Here is a 16,704-nt window from a genome sequence, read left to right on the forward strand (position 1 = left end):
GCGGTATTAGTAGTTGCGGGCACGCGCTGCAGTTGCGATACTTTGCCCGCTGTTTTGCCTTGTCGGTGATAGCAAAACCACCAGTTTAATAATCCGGTGTGCGATGTGTAAACGCGCACCGACAGAATGATTGAAAGGAGATCAATAGTGTCGATTTTATCTAAAAAAGCAGTTTTGGGAAGTTTGGGGTTAGTGTTAGTGCTTAGTGCCGCACAATCGCAGGCCCGGGACGATGAGTCAATGCGCCCCGTTAGCGATGTGCTAGAAAAATACGAATCTAAGCTGAATAGTGATGTGGCTTTGTACTTTGGCAAACAGTCGCACCCGGCCGTAGCTAAAAAATTGGGGGAATACCCTACCAATAAAAAAACAAATGGTTTTAATAAGTCTGACAGCGAAGCGTGTGAGTGGGTGATGTTATCGGCATTGCTTTCTCTGCAAGAGCGCGCTGTACGCGAAGGTGGTGATGCGGTAGTCAATATTCGCAGCTATTACAAAAAAGATGAAGTCAGCAGCGAGACAGAGTACGAATGTCACAATGGCGCGTTTGTGGCCGGCGTCGCTCTGATTGGTGAGGTGGTTAAACTCGAGAAATAACGTAATTTTTAGAGTTAAAAAGCGCTGCAAACGCAGCGCTTTTTTTATGCCTGCTTGTTGTGCTCGAGTCGATTAACCAAACACTCATGCAATTGTGTTTAGCGTCGCAATACGCTGGGCGTGCGATACATTTGTGCAGTAAGAGATTTGTGCACCGGTACTTACGCATTATTTAAGGGCGTATTTTGCGCCTCTCATTGAGGCGCCGGGGTGTGATTGTGCTCAAATGCGGGCCGCTCGGGCTGGAAGGTATTGCTGTTGAATTTCTTAGCTGGATCTCTGGCGTACTTTCTTTTTGTGTCTTAAGTCTATGTAATAAAAGGAAAATAACTTTCCGAAAAATATTTTTAGGTTTGCTGGCATAAGCATTGCTCTGTGGGGTTTAACCGCAGTGAGCCGGGGTAACAAGCAAAAGTGCGATGCACACTAAACGCTCACAAACGACCGAAAAAAGATGTCAAAAATAGGGCGCGGTGGGAAGAAACCCGATAATTGACGAGTGTGGAGATTAGCAATGAAAAAACCAATGGTTCGACTGATGTGTGCAGTAGCGGCCGCGATAAGTGTGGGGGTACAGGCGCAAGAGGAGTCGGCGGCGAGTTTAAAGCAAGCGCTGACAGAGGCCGACGTAAAGCTGAACTTGCGGTTACGCTACGAAGATGTGAGCTGGGATGGCCTAGAAGATTCAGATGCACTCACATTGCGGACGCGATTGTCGTTTACGTCCGCAGACTATCACGGCTTTGGCTTGACGCTTGAAATGGATGATGTGACGGCGCTAACAGATGTGGATTATCGTACCGCGGGTAACGACCCGGCCAACCCCGGCACCGCCGTAATCGCAGACCCGGAAGGTACTGAAGTAAACCAATCGTATTTATCCTATAAGGGGCTCGATACCACATTGAAGTACGGTCGACAGCGTATCTTGTTGGATAACCAGCGTTTTGTCGGCGGGGTTGGTTGGCGTCAAAATGAGCAGACCTACGACGCGTTCTCGGTGAGCAACAAAAGTGTCGATGACGTTACCTTATTTTACGCTTATCTTTACAACGTTAATCGGATATTTGGTGAAGACAACCCCATTGGTGATCACAAGCAGGAGAGTCATCTGCTAAACGCTAACATCGGCGGCTGGAGCGCTGGTACTTTGTCGGTGTATGGGTATTTACTGGACAATAAAACCGCTGCGTCGTTATCCAGCGATACCTATGGTGCACGTTGGATGGGTAAAGTAGGGGAGTCTTTTACTTATAATTTGGAATACGCAACCCAGTCTGAAGCGGGTGATAATCCGGTTAGTTACGATGCTGATTATTTGCTGGCAGAGGTGGGGGTAAGCGTTGGCGCGGTGCAGTTAGGCGGTGGTTATGAGTTGCTTGGCTCGGATGATGGTGTGGCCGCCTTTAGTACACCCTTGGCAACACTGCATAAGTTTCAGGGGTGGACAGACCGTTTTTTAACAACCCCGGATGATGGTGTTGAGGATTTGTATGTGAGTGCTAGTGGTGCCTTGGCGGGTATTAAACTCGCTGCTAGCTATCACGATTTAGCGTCGGATTATGGCAGCACCGACTACGGCCAAGAGCTGGACCTGAGTGCTGCCAAACAATTTGGACCGGTAACGGTACTGCTTAAGTATGCCGACTATCAGGCGGATGAGTTTGGCAGTGATACGCAAAAGTTTTGGTTGATGTTTAATGCGACCTTTTAGGTCTGTTTCGAGAGCCTAAAAGTGGCCGTTGTCCGTAACTATTTTAAAATGCTGTTACTCTTTACAAATAGTTTTCGAGCCAGCGGCGAATCTCTTTTTGGTGTCGTCTGCCCGTAAGGTTTTCGGTATGAATGTGCACCGGGTTTAGGCAGGCGTTACCGTGCTTGTCTTTGCTAAAGCAAAATCGTCGGTTGGCCCCTACGGCTTGATTTTCTGAGCCGTATAGGCCAATAACGTAGATACACAGCGATTGTGCTTGAGCCGCGATATCCTGCTGCGAAGCTTCGCTTTCGATGCGCTGAATGATATTGTCAAATTCCCCCATGTCACGATAGTCACCGCCCTTTAGTGGTCCCTGAACCGTAGTGCTTTTACTTCTGTCCTTGTCGGTAATTTCTAAATCGGTGACCGAGCAGCGGTAGGTTTTGTCGCCAACGTCTATTTCGGCAATTACTAGTGAGACGTAAAAGGATTGTTCGCTCATATTGCAGATAAGGCAGCGCGACTGTAGGGCAGTTCCCAAGCTTTGATTGATCAAAACTTTTGGCCGCAACTTGCGGCGGTAGTCACGCAGTAACAGTTGTGCGTACAGTATCCAGATGGCCAGCATGCCGGCGTTGATTAATACTGATAAGGGGCCTTGGTTCTCTGCGAGCCAGTTCAATACTCTTACTCCCGTTATGTGCTGAAACAAAGAGTCTACTGTTTTTAGGGGCGGAATTTAAGGCAATAAAAAAGGCCCCGAGGGGCCTTTGTCAGAGCAACTAATGGCTTATGCCGGATAATCGCGCTGGGTGTAGCCGGTGTACAATTGGCGCGGACGGCCAATTTTATAAGGTTTGCTGACCATTTCGTCCCAGTGTGCGTACCAACCAACGGCGCGGCCGGTGGCAAAAATAACGGTAAACATCTCGGATGGGATGCCAATGGCTTTCATGATGATGCCGGAGTAAAAGTCTACGTTGGGGTAGAGTTTCTTCTTAATGAAGTACTCGTCTTCCAGGGCGATTTTCTCCAGTTTTTTGGCGATGGCCAGCAGTGGGTCATTCTCGAGTCCCAGCTCGGCCAGTACTTCGTCACAGGTTTGTTTCATCACTTTGGCGCGCGGGTCAAAGTTTTTGTAAACCCGGTGACCAAAGCCCATCAGCCGGAATGGGTCCGCTTTGTCTTTGGCTTTATCAACATAGGTGTCGATGTTGTCGACGCTACCGATCTCTTCGAGCATGCTCAGCACAGCCTCGTTGGCGCCGCCGTGAGCAGGGCCCCACAAGGTGGAGACGCCGGCGGCGATTGCCGCAAACGGGTTGGTGCCGGATGAGCCAGACAGGCGCACGGTCGAGGTAGACGCGTTTTGCTCGTGATCGGCGTGCAGCAAAAAGATGCGATCCATGGCCTTGGCCAGTACCGGGTTTACTTTGCTGTCGCCGGCTTTGCCAAAGGTCATGTTTAGGTAGTTTTCGGCGTACTCAAGGGCGGCGTTAGAGTCGACAAAATCTTCGCCTTTGAGGTGCTTGTAAGTCATTGCGGCCAACGTGGGCATCTGACCGATTAAGCGGAAAGCTGTGGTGTCACGGTCTTCCTCTTTGGTGATGTCGGTCTCTTCGTGATAAACCGCCGCTAGCGCCGCAACAGCGCTGCACAGCACCGCCATAGGGTGAGCGTCTTTCGGGAAGGTTTGAATCAGGTTGGCAACGGAGGGGGCGACAGCGGAGTGATTTTTGACAGCGTCAACAAATGCTTTTTTCTGATCGGCGTTAGGAAGTTCGCCTTTTAGCAGTAAATAGCAGGTTTCTAGGTAGTCGGAGTGCTCTGCCAGCTGGTCGATGGGGTAGCCGCGATGCAGTAAAACCCCTTTGCCGCCATCAATGAATGTGATTTGTGATTCACACGATGCGGTGGACATAAAGCCCGGATCATAAGTGAAATAACCGTTTTTTGTCAGGCTGGTGACATCAATGACGTCTGGACCAACGGCGCTGGCATAAATAGGCAGCTCTACGTCTGCATCTAGGCCCTCGACCGTTAAACGTGCTTTTTTGTCAGTCATTACGGACTCCTGTAGTTACTTGACGGGCTCGACTGCATCTTGGCGGTCAAACCGATAAATTACGTGACATGCGACCGCATGGCTCCGGCCCAGCAAGGGTGCCAGTAATGGGTCTGTACGTTATATACATGGGTTGTGAAGACGAATCAGGCATATACCATTCGGTATGCTGCAGGTCGCGCTCACCAGGTGGTGTTGCTGCGGCTCTTTACCGAGCTCTTTGTTTGCGTCGAGCCAGAAGGTTAATCCGAGTGGCTCGTCGTGGCTCTGTCTTAAACTATATTCAATAGAACAATCATTAAGGCAACACATTTCTGTGGCAGGGTGAGTCAACGCCCCTGTCATCAGGAGGCGGCATTATAGATGAGATTTTACGCTTAAGCATAGCTTTCGGGGGTAAACGCGATATTTTTGTTCTATTTTATTGCTTGAGGCTGGCGGTTTAATGAGCTTGTGCGCGATCTCGGTGCGCTCGGTAAGGCCAATTTGGGGCGCGGGGCCGTTTTTGCGCGGTTATGGCGCAAATTAACCCAACTTGAATGGGCAATTGTGTCGGGAAGTGCTTGGAAAATCGGCAAAAAATCCCTTTTTGTGAGTTTCCTTTTTATTTGTGTTTCGTCAGTCAAATCCCTATAATATGCCGCGACTTGCAGGATGCGGCTGGGGGTCGTCTGCGGCGCACAATTATGGCGCATGTTGGATGGTCTCGCTTTATTCATGGGCGATAGACCCAGACGCTGATTCTTACAAACCGGCCTCACAAGGGCAAAAAGGTGATTAGCTACCGTGAACAAAAATAGACCTGTCAATCTCGAATTATCGACGATTAAACTACCCTTACCAGCTATTGTCTCCATCTTACATCGCGCATCAGGCGTGTTTATCTTTGCCGGCGTGGCGGTGTTGTTGTGGATGCTCGATTCTAGCTTAAGCTCCGAAGAAGGTTTTGCCGCCGTCCAAGACGCGCTGGCGAGCCCTGTATGCAAATTCATTATCTGGGCGGTGCTTGCGGGCCTTGCGTACCACTTGGCAGCCGGGGTCCGACACTTAATTATGGATTGTGGCGTGGGTGAGAGCCTGGAAGGTGGTCGCTTAGGCGCCAAGTTGGCGTTGGTGTCAGCGGTAATTTTGATGGTTTTGGCAGGGGTTTGGGTATGGTAACGGCAATTACAAATTTGGGCCGCAGCGGCCTGTATGACTGGCTAATTCAGCGCCTGAGCGCTGTGGCCATGACCGCTTATGTGATTTTCTTAGTCGCTTACTTGGTTGTTAACCCCGATTTAGATTTTGGTCAGTGGCGCGCGTTGTTCGATCAGCTTTGGATGCGCGTGTTTAGCTTGATTACGCTGATGTCGATTGTGGCGCACGCGTGGATCGGCCTCTGGGCCGTATTAACTGACTACATTACTAACCAGACGCTAGGTGGCAAAGCCACTGTGGTGCGCGTATTTGCTCAGGTTGTCCTGGGTGTTGTCGCCATCACTTATACCGTCTGGGGTATCCAAATCATCTGGGGGCTTTGATAGATGGCTAATATGCGCACGATTTCTTTTGACGGCATTGTTGTCGGTGGCGGTGGCGCTGGTATGCGCGCTGCGCTGCAGCTAGCCCAGTCTGGTTACAAAACAGCGGTAATTACTAAGGTTTTTCCTACCCGTTCGCACACAGTGTCGGCTCAGGGCGGGATCACTTGCGCGATTGCCAGTGATGATCCGCAGGACGATTGGCGCTGGCATATGTACGATACCGTTAAAGGCTCCGATTATATCGGCGACCAAGAGGCTATCGAGTACATGTGTTCGGTGGGCCCTGAGGCTGTGTTTGAGCTTGAGCACATGGGTTTGCCTTTTTCACGCACCGAAGAGGGTCGTATCTATCAGCGTCCCTTTGGCGGTCAGTCGAAAGATTTTGGTCGCGGTGGCCAAGCGGCGCGCACCTGCGCGGCGGCAGACCGTACCGGTCACGCTCTGTTGCACACCCTGTATCAAGGCAATATTAAGCACAACACGGTGTTTCTGAACGAGTGGTTCGCCGTCGATCTGGTGAAAAACGAAGATGGCGTTGTGGTAGGTGTTATCGCCATCAATATGGAAGACGGTGAGACGGTTTTCATTAAGTCTAAAGCGACTGTATTGGCCACTGGTGGGGCAGGTCGTATTTTCGCCTCTACCACAAACGCCCACATTAATACCGGCGACGGTATTGGTATGGCGCTGCGCGCGGGCTTCCCGGTGCAAGATATTGAGATGTGGCAATTTCACCCCACCGGTATTGCCGGTGCCGGGGTGCTGGTTACAGAGGGGTGTCGCGGTGAAGGCGGCTACCTGATTAACAAAGACGGCGAGCGCTTTATGGAGCGCTATGCCCCCAATGCGAAAGACTTGGCTGGCCGCGACGTTGTGGCTCGCTCGATGGTGTTGGAGATTCTGGAAGGCCGTGGTTGTGGTGAAAATGGCGATCACGTATTCCTTAAGCTAGACCATTTGGGTGAAGAAACCCTAAACGCCAAGCTGCCAGGTATTTTGGAGTTGTCTCGCACCTTTGCGCATGCCGACCCGGTTAAAGTGCCGATTCCGGTTGTGCCTACGTGCCACTACATGATGGGCGGCATTCCAACTAACGTTAGCGGTCAGGCGTTGCGTCAAGATGAAAATGGCAACGATCAAGTGATTGAAGGGCTGTACGCCTGTGGTGAGGTGGCGTGTGTTTCTGTACACGGCGCTAACCGTTTGGGTGGCAACTCACTGCTCGACTTGGTGGTGTTTGGTCGCGCTGCCGGTCAATACATCGAAAAAGCATTGCGCGAAGGTGTTGAATACCGCGAAGCCACAGACGCTAATATTGAAGCGGCTATGTCACGCCTCAATAGCTTAAACAACTCGACTGGCGGTGAGTCGGCGGCGGTGTTGCGCACTGAACTGCAGAATGTTATGCAGAATCATTTTGGTGTGTTCCGCAAAGGCGAGTTTATGGAACAGGGCATTAAGAAGCTTGCCGAGTTGCGTGAGCGAATTGCCAATGTCGCACTCGACGATAAAAGCAACGCGTTTAATACGGCGCGTATCGAGGCGTTGGAGCTGCAAAACTTGTTTGAGGTGGCGGAGGCGACCGCTATTGCCGCCGATGAGCGCAAAGAGTCGCGCGGCGCACACGCGCGTGATGACTTTACCGAGCGCGACGATGAAAACTGGTTGTGTCACTCCATGTACTTCCCGGCCGAGAAGCGGGTGGGTAAGCGCGACGTGAACTTTGCGCCTAAGACCATGGCCAAGTTTGAACCAAAAATTCGTACATATTAAGGGGTGGGCCTACTATGTTAAAAGTAGAATTATATCGCTATAACCCAGAGACCGACTCCAAGCCCTACATGAAGAGCTACGAGCTCGACACGCAGGGTAAAGATTTGATGGTTCTTGATGTTTTAGAACTGTTGAAAGCTCAGGACTCTTCTATCGTGTACCGCCGCTCGTGCCGTGAAGGCGTGTGTGGCTCGGACGGTATGAACATTAACGGTAAAAATGGCTTAGCCTGTGTTACCGCGCTTTCTGAGTGTATAAAAAATAATACGCTGATCTTGCGTCCACTGCCGGGGTTGCCGGTGATTCGCGATTTGATCGTGGATATGTCGCAGTTTTACGCGCAATACAACAAAATAGAGCCATATTTGCAAAATGAAAGTCCCGCTCCGGCCATTGAGCGGTTACAATCCCCAGAAGACCGTGCCAAGCTGGATGGCCTGTACGAGTGTATTCTCTGTGCCTGCTGTTCAACCAGTTGTCCGTCCTTTTGGTGGAATCCCGATAAGTTTATTGGCCCCGCCGGCCTTTTGCAGGCCTACCGCTTCTTGGTAGATACCCGCGATGAGGCGACGGAGCATCGCCTGGCAAACTTGGATGACCCGTTTAGCGTATTCCGCTGTCACGGTATTCAAAACTGTGTGGCGGTATGCCCCAAGGGGTTAAACCCTACACGGGCGATTGGTCATATTCGCTCTATGTTATTGCGCAGTGCAACGTAGCGCGGAGTCGGGTTATATGAACGAGTAAACAGATGCGCTGCCCGGTTGTAATGTGTTGTTACAGCCTGCGGCGCATTTGTGTATGTGCCAAACTCTGAAATGGTGCGATTAAGCGGCGGGCCCGGCCACAAGCGGGGCGCGTTTTGGAAGCTAACGGCTATTTATAGCAGGGGGGCTTAGGGCATCACCTGAGCCTGTTCAGTCTGTCAAACTCGCGAGCCTGACCTGGCTTGCGTGCGGCTGACCGGATAATCCCCGTAAAAAGGTGGGTGGAATGCAAGACAGCATTATGGAGAGGCTATGGAGTACGTCCCATATATCTGGTGGGAATGCTTCGTATGTGGAAGACCTCTACGATATTTATTTACACGATCCTAACGGCGTGCCAGAGCAGTGGCGCGAATACTTTGATCAGTTGCCCCGAGTCGAGGGGGTGGTCTCGCAAGACTCACCGCACTCGGTCATTCGCGAGCAGTTTGCGCAGCTGGCTAAAAACCGCTCGCACAGCGCCTCGCCAACCGCTGCCTCAGCCATCTCTATTGAGCATGAGCGCAAGCAGGTTAAAGTCCTACAACTGATTAGCTCTTACCGTTTCCGCGGTCACCAGCGCGCCAAGCTCGACCCTCTCGGCATCATGGAGCGCGAGACAGTTCCCGATCTGGACCTGGCCTATCACGGCTTAACCACAGCCGATCTCGATACTACCTTTCAAACCGGCACCATGTTCATTGGTAAAGATGCCGCTCCGCTACGAGAAATTGTCGAGGCGTTAGAGCAGACCTATTGTGGTCACATCGGCCCAGAAATCATGCATATTACCAACTTGGCCGAAAAACAGTGGCTGCAGCAACGGCTTGAGAGCGTGCGATCCAAGCCGACTTATAACGCCGAGCAGAAGTTGTCGGTGTTAGAGCGCCTGACCGCGGCCGAGGGGCTTGAGCGCCACCTGGACAGTAAATACCCGGGTACCAAACGTTTTGGTCTAGAGGGCGGCGAGAGTTTTATTCCGCTGGTTGACGCGGTAGTAAAACGCTCAGGTTCTTACGGCGCCAAAGAGATCGTGTTGGGCATGGCTCACCGTGGTCGTCTTAACACCTTGGTGAATGTGTTTGGTAAAAGCCCTGCTGAGTTGTTTGGTGAGTTTGAAGGTAAACGCCTGGTCGATACCTCGGGCGATGTGAAATACCACCAAGGCTTTTCCTCTAATGTGATGACCCCTGGCGGTGAGATTCATATGGCGATGGCGTTTAACCCGTCGCACCTAGAAATTGTTTCGCCTGTGGTTGAAGGGTCGGTACGCGCTCGCCAAGATCGTCGCGATGACCATGTGGGCCATAAAGTTGTGCCGATCGTTGTGCACGGCGACGCGGCTTTTGCCGGGCAGGGCGTGGTGATGGAGACGTTCCAGATGTCTCAAACCCGCGCCTATAAAACCGGCGGCACGCTGCACTTGGTGATTAACAACCAAGTGGGCTTTACCACCAGCCGCCGCGAAGATGCGCGCTCGTCGGAGTACTGCACCGATACCGCAAAAATGGTTGAGGCGCCGATTTTTCACGTGAATGCCGATGACCCGGAAGCGGTGTTGTTTGTGGCTCAGTTGGCGACAGACTATCGTTACGAGTTTCACAAAGACGTTGTTATTGATCTGGTTTGTTATCGTCGTCGCGGCCACAACGAGGCCGATGATCCGTCGTCGACTCAGCCGGTGATGTACAAAAAAATTCGCAACCATAAAACCGTACGCACGCTTTACTCCGACGCCATGATTGAGGCGAATGTAGTGAGCAAAGAAGAGTCGGCCAAAATGATGGACGACTATCGCGCAGCACTCGATCGCGGCGAAAGTGTGGCCAGTGGTTTGGTGTCGGAGCCTGACAGTTCACTGTTTGTCGATTGGTCGCCTTATATTGGTCACGACTGGCAAACACCGGCCGAGACCGGCTACGAGTTGAAAGCACTGCAAGCGGCTGCTTACAAAATGTGTGACGTGCCAGACGGTGTGGTATTACAACGCCAAGTGTCAAAGATTTACGACGATCGGCGTAAAATGGCTGGCGGCGCGTTGCCTATCAACTGGGGGTTTGGTGAGACACTCGCTTACGCCACGTTGCTAGAGCAAGGTTTTCAGGTTCGCTTGACCGGTCAAGACGTTGGCCGCGGAACGTTTTCGCATCGCCATGCGGTGATACACAGCCAAAAAGATGGCACCAGTTACACTCCACTGGCACATATGAACGAAGAGCAGCCCGCTTTTGATTTGTACGATTCGTACTTATCCGAAGAAGCTGTGCTCGCGTTTGAATATGGTTATGCCACTACCATGCCCAAAGGTTTGGTAATTTGGGAAGCGCAGTTTGGTGATTTTGCCAACGGTGCACAAGTGGTGATTGACCAGTTTATCACCAGTGGCGAACACAAGTGGGGCCGCCTGTGTGGCCTGACAATGTTATTGCCGCACGGTTATGAAGGGCAGGGCCCTGAGCACTCATCTGCGCGTCTCGAGCGCTTTATGCAGCTGTGTGCCGAGCATAATATTCAGGTGTGTATCCCCACGACACCTGCGCAGGTGTTTCATATGCTGCGTCGTCAGGCGATTCGGCCAATGCGTCGCCCGCTGGTGGTCATGAGTCCAAAGTGGATTCTCCGTCACCCGCTGGCAACCTCCAGCATTGAGGAGTTATCCGAGGGCACATTCCAAAATGTGATTGGCGAGAAAGACATTGATCCGGCCAAAGCCAAGCGCGTTGTACTTTGCAGCGGTAAGGTTTACTACCACCTGTTAGAGGAGCGCATCAAGCGCGAACAGGATGACGTCGCATTGATTCGTCTGGAACAGTTGTATCCGTTCCCAGAAGAAGAGCTTAAAGCGGCGCTTGCCCCTTTTGCCAACGTTAAAGACGTTATGTGGTGTCAGGAAGAGCCAATGAACCAAGGTGCTTGGTATTCGAGCCAACACCATATGCGCCGCGTTGTGTACGACTTAAACCCCGAGTTGTTTTTAGGTTACGTGGGTCGCGATCCATCGGCCGCACCAGCAGCGGGTTATGCCTCGGTGCACCTGGAAGAACAAAAACGTTTTATCAACGAAGCATTGAGTGTTTGACACGCAAACTGCAGCACAGAAAACTAGCGAAAGCTAAGGACACGTAATGAGTACTGATATTAAAGCCCCTACTTTTCCCGAATCTGTTCAGGACGGGACCATTGCGACCTGGCACAAACAGCCAGGTGAAGCGGTTTCGCGTGATGAGCTGATTGTCGATATTGAAACAGATAAAGTGGTACTGGAAGTGGTTGCCCCCGCTGACGGTGCGTTAACGGAAGTGTTAAAAGGCGAAGGCGATACCGTACTTAGCAACGAAGTGATTGCTAAGTTCGAGGCCGGCGCTGGCGGCTCGGCCAAAGCCGACTCAGACAGCGATGAGAAAGGTGACGCAAAAGAAGCGTCTGCCGAGCAAAAAGACGACAGTTCTGCCCCAGAGAGTGGCGATGCGGGCGATAAAATTTTGAGCCCAGCCGCGCGTAAAATTGCCGACGAAAACAACGTGAATCCAGCATCTGTTAAAGGTACCGGCAAAGATGGCCGCGTTACGAAAGAAGATGTCTTAAATCACGTTACATCGGGCGACTCTAAGCCTGCGGCGGCAGCTCCTACGCCGGCTGCAGCGGCACCTGCTGCGCCAGAGGGTGACCGAGTAGAAAAACGCGTACCTATGACACGTTTGCGCAAGCGTATTGCCGAGCGTCTTTTAGAGGCTACCAGCACTACCGCGATGCTCACTACCTTTAACGAGGTTGATATGGGTCCGGTAATGGAGCTGCGCAAACAATACAAAGACAAGTTCGAAAAAATTCATAATGGCACTCGTTTGGGCTTTATGGGCTTTTTTGTTAAAGCGGCGACAGAAGCGCTGAAGCGTTTTCCTGCGGTTAATGCCTCGCTGGACGACAACGACGTTGTTTATCACGGCTATCAAGATATCGGTGTCGCGGTCTCGACCGAGAAAGGTTTGGTTGTGCCGGTATTGCGCAGCACCGAAAACATGAGCATTGCTGAAGTGGAATCGACGATTCGCGATTTCGGTTTACGTGCCCGTGACGGTAAGCTGGGCATCGATGAAATGACCGGTGGAACCTTTACGATCACCAACGGTGGTGTGTTTGGTTCACTGCTGTCGACGCCTATTTTGAACCTGCCGCAAACGGCTATCTTGGGCATGCACAAAATCCAAGAGCGTCCAATGGCCGTTAATGGTGAAGTTAAGATTCGACCAATGATGTACTTGGCGCTGTCTTACGATCACCGTCTGATCGACGGTAAAGAGGCTGTGCAGTTCCTGGTGGCGATTAAAGAGCTCCTGGAAGATCCAGCGCGCATCCTGTTAGAAATTTAATTCGGGTGCACTCGCTCCGGCCGGCTTACCGGTTGGCCGGATAAACATTTTGCCGGAACACCAACGCCGGCTACGCTAAAATTTTTGGGAAACGACTATGTCTGACAAATACGATGTGATTGTAATTGGTTCTGGTCCGGCCGGTTATGTGGCTGCCATTCGCGCTGCACAGTTGGGTTTAAAAACCGCCTGTATTGAAAAGTGGAAGGACGGGAAAGGTAAAGGTGTAAATGGTGGTACTTGTCTGAACGTTGGCTGTATCCCGTCAAAAGCTTTGCTGGATAGCTCAGAGAAATACCACGAAGCGGAAGTTTCTTTTAGCAAGCACGGTATCTCTACCGGTAAGTTGGCCATCGACGTGCCCGCCATGATCGAGCGTAAAAACAAAGTCGTAGAGCAGATGTCAGGCGGTATTGGTGGTTTGTTTCAGGCAAACAAAGTTACTAGCTTGTTTGGTACCGGTAAGTTGCTTGCCGGCAAAAAAGTCGAATACACCAATAACGATGGCAAAACAGAAACCCTAGAGGCCGAAAACGTTATTTTGGCCTCGGGCTCGGTGCCGGTCAATATCGGTGTGGCTCCAGTGGATAACGATGTGATCGTTGACTCTACAGGTGCATTGGAATTTACCGAAGTGCCTAAGCGTTTGGGTGTTATCGGTGCCGGTGTCATCGGGCTTGAGCTGGGTAGTGTCTGGAAACGTTTGGGGTCTGAGGTTGTGTTGTTGGAAGCGATGGATAACTTCCTCGCGATAATGGACCAGCAGATTGCCAAGGAATCATTCAAGATTTTTGGCAAGCAAGGTTTGGACATTCGTCTTAGCTGTCGTGTGACCGGCTCGGAAGTTAAAGGCAAAGGTAAGAAAAAAGAAGTTACGGTGACCTTTACCGATAAAGACGGTAATGAGCAGCAAGAAACCTTTGATAAGCTGATTGTTTGTGTAGGTCGCAAGCCCTTCACCGAAGGTCTATTGTCTGAAGACAGTGGCGTAAACTTGGATGAGCGTGGCTTTATTTACGTCAACGATTTATGTTCTACCGACGCTCCCGGCGTCTGGGCTGTCGGGGATGTTGTGCGCGGCCCCATGTTGGCGCACAAAGGTTCTGAAGAGGGTGTTATGGTTGCCGAGCGTATTGCCGGCCAAAAACCTTTGGTGAACTACGACATCATCCCCAATGTGATCTACACTCACCCAGAGGTTGCATCCGTCGGTAAAACCGAAGAGCAGCTAAAAGCTGAAGGCGAGCCCTACGAGGTAGGTACCTTCCCGTTCTTGGCTATTGGTCGCGCGGTTGCCGCTGATCAGCCAGAGGGTATGGTTAAAATGATTGCACACGCTGAGACCGATCGTATTTTGGGTTGCCACATCGTGGGCCCAAGCGCATCGGATCTAATCCAAGAAGTTGCAATCGCTATGGAATTTGGCGCCAGTGCTGAAGATATCGGAATGACTGTGTTTGGTCACCCGACCTTCTCTGAGGCCGTCAAAGAAGCAGCATTGGCAGTGGCGGGTCACGCCATCCACATGCCAAATCGCAAGCGCAAAAAATAATTATTTAAAACAACGATGAAGCACTGAGTCTCTCGATGGCAAACGCTGTCGAGTTGGCTCTGTGGTCGCGACCTAGAGCCACTAGAGGCGCGATCGGGAAGAAACCAGGGGTAGGCACGATGTGCCTTGGTATGTTTGCTGTACTGAGGTTGCAGATTTCGCTGGCCTGCTAGCAGTTTTTAAGTCACGTTAACAGAACGGAAGAACATCATGAATTTGCATGAGTACCAAGGCAAACAGTTGTTTGCGCAATATGGTTTACCCGTCTCCCAGGGTGTAGCAGCACAGACTCCTGCCGAAGCGGCAGCAGCAGCTGACACAATTGGCGGCAGTGAGTTTGTCGTAAAAGCTCAGGTTCACGCCGGCGGCCGCGGTAAAGCTGGTGGTGTAAAATTGGTTAAAACCAAGGGTGAAATCGAAGCGTTTGCCAAGCAGTGGCTGGGCAAAAACTTGGTGACCTATCAGACCGACGAGAAGGGTCAGCCGGTTAGCCGTATTTTGGTTGAAACCTGCACCGATATCGACAAAGAGCTGTACTTGGGTGCAGTGCTTGATCGCTCGAGCCGTCGTATTGTGTTTATGGCCTCTACCGAAGGTGGTGTAGAGATCGAGAAAGTGGCCGAGGAAACACCAGAAAAGATTCTTAAGGCGACTGTTGATCCGCTGGCCGGTGCGCAGCCTTACCAAGGTCGTGAGTTGGCATTTAAACTGGGTCTTGAAGGCAAACAAGTTAAACAGTTTGTTCAGATCTTTTTAGGTTTGGCAAAATTGTTTAAAGAAAAAGACCTCGCGTTGATTGAAGTTAACCCGCTGGTTATTACGCCCGCTGGCGACTTGCATTGCCTAGACGCCAAAGTCGCTATCGATGGTAACGCATTGTATCGTCACGCTGACCTGCGTGAAATGCACGATCCTTCGCAAGAAGACGAGCGCGAAGCGCACGCTGCCAAATGGGAGCTTAACTATGTCGCGCTTGATGGCAATATCGGCTGCATGGTTAACGGTGCTGGCTTGGCCATGGGTACCATGGATATCGTTAAATTGCACGGCGGCGCGCCTGCCAACTTCCTTGACGTAGGCGGCGGTGCAACCAAAGAGCGCGTTGTTGAAGCGTTTAAAATTATTCTGTCTGACGAAAATGTAAAAGCTGTTTTAATTAACATTTTCGGCGGTATTGTTCGCTGCGACTTAATCGCCGAAGGCGTGATTGGTGCAGTTGAAGAAGTAGGCGTTAAAGTACCCGTTGTGGTTCGTCTTGAAGGTAACAATGCTGAGCTGGGTGCTAAAGTACTGGCTGACAGTGGTCTGAATATTATTGCTGCGACCAGTTTGACTGATGCTGCCGAGCAAGTAGTAAAAGCAGCGGAGGGCAAGTAAATGAGCGTTTTAATTAATAAAGACACCAAAGTAATCTGTCAGGGTTTTACCGGTTCGCAGGGAACGTTTCACTCTGAACAAGCGATTGCCTACGGCACCAAAATGGTTGGCGGTGTAACACCAGGTAAAGGCGGCCAGACTCATTTAGGTCTACCTGTTTTTGATACTGTTGCTGAAGCGGTTGCCGAGACCGGCGCAGAAGCTTCTGTTATTTACGTGCCAGCCCCGTTTTGTAAAGACTCAATCCTGGAAGCGGCCAACGGCGGCATCAAATTGATTGTTTGTATCACCGAAGGTATCCCTACGCTGGATATGCTTGACTGTAAAGTTAAGTGTGACGAGCTGGGTGTACGTTTGATTGGTCCCAACTGCCCCGGTGTGATCACTCCCGGTGAGTGTAAAATCGGCATTATGCCCGGTCACATTCACAAACCAGGTAAAGTCGGTATCGTATCGCGCTCTGGTACTTTGACGTATGAAGCGGTTAAACAGACCACCGATAACGGCTTTGGTCAGTCTACCTGTGTTGGTATCGGCGGAGATCCAATTCCCGGTTCTAACTTTATCGATATCCTGCAAATGTTCCAAGACGACCCACAGACTGAAGCGATCGTGATGATCGGTGAGATTGGTGGTAGTGCCGAAGAAGAAGCGGCGGCATTCATTAAAGCGAATGTAACCAAGCCTGTTGTCTCTTACATCGCCGGTGTTACCGCACCTGCCGGTAAGCGCATGGGGCACGCTGGCGCTATTATCGCCGGTGGTAAAGGTACGGCTGATGAGAAGTTTGCTGCGCTGGAAGACGCCGGTGTAAAAACCGTGCGCAGCTTGGCCGATATCGGCACCGCTTTGAAAGAAGTGACCGGTTGGTAAGCTTTACAGTTGTTACAAAAAAGGCGGCCTGAATTGGCCGCCTTTTTTGTATCTGGCTGGTATTATTGTGATTTTTCGCGCGTTGCCAAGATTGGTGATCTCTGGCATGGTGAGCAAACTGCAAAAGTT

13 protein-coding genes are annotated in these 16,704 nt (G+C 51.2%); 11 read left to right on the forward strand and 2 right to left on the reverse strand.

Annotated features, from left to right (window positions below):
* The first annotated feature begins 147 nt into the window (after positions 1–147).
* Entirely contained in the window at positions 148–597 is a 450-nt protein-coding gene (locus AACY82_RS01125) for an excinuclease ATPase subunit (RefSeq protein WP_339614916.1), read from the forward strand.
* A 514-nt stretch (positions 598–1,111) separates the two neighbouring features.
* Positions 1,112–2,311, forward strand: a complete 1,200-nt coding sequence (locus AACY82_RS01130; protein ID WP_339614917.1) for an alginate export family protein — start codon at positions 1,112–1,114, stop codon at positions 2,309–2,311.
* 61 nt (positions 2,312–2,372) lie between these two features.
* Here AACY82_RS01130 and AACY82_RS01135 read toward each other — a convergent pair whose 3' ends face one another.
* The gene (locus tag AACY82_RS01135; RefSeq protein ID WP_339614918.1) at positions 2,373–2,975 is read right to left on the reverse strand and encodes a hypothetical protein; all 603 of its coding nucleotides are present in this window, start codon (positions 2,973–2,975) and stop codon (positions 2,373–2,375) included.
* 108 nt (positions 2,976–3,083) lie between these two features.
* On the reverse strand, positions 3,084–4,358 hold the full coding sequence (gltA, locus tag AACY82_RS01140) for a citrate synthase (RefSeq protein ID WP_339614919.1): 1,275 nt from the start codon (positions 4,356–4,358) through the stop codon (positions 3,084–3,086).
* Between the two features lie 786 nt (positions 4,359–5,144).
* Here gltA and sdhC point away from each other — a divergent pair.
* From sdhC to sucD, 9 genes are all read left to right on the forward strand, one after another.
* Positions 5,145–5,519 (forward strand): succinate dehydrogenase, cytochrome b556 subunit, encoded by a 375-nt coding sequence (sdhC, locus tag AACY82_RS01145; protein WP_339614920.1) that lies wholly within the window; start codon positions 5,145–5,147, stop codon positions 5,517–5,519.
* A complete protein-coding gene (sdhD, locus tag AACY82_RS01150) occupies positions 5,513–5,881 on the forward strand; it encodes a succinate dehydrogenase, hydrophobic membrane anchor protein (RefSeq protein ID WP_339614921.1) in 369 nt (122 codons plus the stop codon). Before sdhC ends, sdhD begins: the two co-directional genes overlap by 7 nt.
* Positions 5,882–5,884: 3 nt before the next feature.
* On the forward strand, positions 5,885–7,657 hold the full coding sequence (gene sdhA / locus AACY82_RS01155; protein ID WP_339614922.1) for a succinate dehydrogenase flavoprotein subunit: 1,773 nt from the start codon (positions 5,885–5,887) through the stop codon (positions 7,655–7,657).
* 14 nt (positions 7,658–7,671) lie between these two features.
* The gene (locus AACY82_RS01160; protein ID WP_339614923.1) at positions 7,672–8,376 is read left to right on the forward strand and encodes a succinate dehydrogenase iron-sulfur subunit; all 705 of its coding nucleotides are present in this window, start codon (positions 7,672–7,674) and stop codon (positions 8,374–8,376) included.
* Positions 8,377–8,650: 274 nt separating this feature from the next.
* Positions 8,651–11,482 (forward strand): 2-oxoglutarate dehydrogenase E1 component, encoded by a 2,832-nt coding sequence (locus AACY82_RS01165; RefSeq protein WP_339614924.1) that lies wholly within the window; start codon positions 8,651–8,653, stop codon positions 11,480–11,482.
* A 46-nt stretch (positions 11,483–11,528) separates the two neighbouring features.
* Positions 11,529–12,773: a 2-oxoglutarate dehydrogenase complex dihydrolipoyllysine-residue succinyltransferase gene (gene odhB / locus AACY82_RS01170; RefSeq protein ID WP_339614925.1), complete on the forward strand. Its 1,245-nt coding sequence runs from the start codon at positions 11,529–11,531 to the stop codon at positions 12,771–12,773.
* Positions 12,774–12,870: 97 nt separating this feature from the next.
* Positions 12,871–14,325, forward strand: a complete 1,455-nt coding sequence (gene lpdA, locus AACY82_RS01175) for a dihydrolipoyl dehydrogenase (RefSeq protein WP_339614926.1) — start codon at positions 12,871–12,873, stop codon at positions 14,323–14,325.
* Positions 14,326–14,535: 210 nt separating this feature from the next.
* Positions 14,536–15,702, forward strand: a complete 1,167-nt coding sequence (gene sucC / locus AACY82_RS01180) for an ADP-forming succinate--CoA ligase subunit beta (RefSeq protein WP_339614927.1) — start codon at positions 14,536–14,538, stop codon at positions 15,700–15,702.
* Positions 15,703–16,575, forward strand: a complete 873-nt coding sequence (sucD, locus tag AACY82_RS01185) for a succinate--CoA ligase subunit alpha (RefSeq protein ID WP_339614928.1) — start codon at positions 15,703–15,705, stop codon at positions 16,573–16,575.
* Positions 16,576–16,704: the final 129 nt, after the last annotated feature.

The sequence above is a fragment of the uncultured Gilvimarinus sp. genome, assembly GCF_963972205.1.
Lineage (GTDB): Bacteria > Pseudomonadota > Gammaproteobacteria > Pseudomonadales > Cellvibrionaceae > Gilvimarinus > Gilvimarinus japonicus.

What these genes read in the sequence shown, in the direction of transcription:
- AACY82_RS01160 (WP_339614923.1), top strand. Translation starts at nt 7,672, where the DNA reads ATGTTAAAAGTAGAATTATATCGCTATAACCCAGAGACCGACTCCAAG.
- lpdA (WP_339614926.1), top strand. Translation starts at nt 12,871, where the DNA reads ATGTCTGACAAATACGATGTGATTGTAATTGGTTCTGGTCCGGCCGGT.
- sdhD (WP_339614921.1), top strand. Translation starts at nt 5,513, where the DNA reads ATGGTAACGGCAATTACAAATTTGGGCCGCAGCGGCCTGTATGACTGG.
- sucD (WP_339614928.1), top strand. Translation starts at nt 15,703, where the DNA reads ATGAGCGTTTTAATTAATAAAGACACCAAAGTAATCTGTCAGGGTTTT.
- AACY82_RS01165 (WP_339614924.1), top strand. Translation starts at nt 8,651, where the DNA reads ATGCAAGACAGCATTATGGAGAGGCTATGGAGTACGTCCCATATATCT.
- odhB (WP_339614925.1), top strand. Translation starts at nt 11,529, where the DNA reads ATGAGTACTGATATTAAAGCCCCTACTTTTCCCGAATCTGTTCAGGAC.
- AACY82_RS01130 (WP_339614917.1), top strand. Translation starts at nt 1,112, where the DNA reads ATGAAAAAACCAATGGTTCGACTGATGTGTGCAGTAGCGGCCGCGATA.
- gltA (WP_339614919.1), bottom strand. Translation starts at nt 4,358, where the DNA reads ATGACTGACAAAAAAGCACGTTTAACGGTCGAGGGCCTAGATGCAGAC.
- sucC (WP_339614927.1), top strand. Translation starts at nt 14,536, where the DNA reads ATGAATTTGCATGAGTACCAAGGCAAACAGTTGTTTGCGCAATATGGT.
- sdhA (WP_339614922.1), top strand. Translation starts at nt 5,885, where the DNA reads ATGGCTAATATGCGCACGATTTCTTTTGACGGCATTGTTGTCGGTGGC.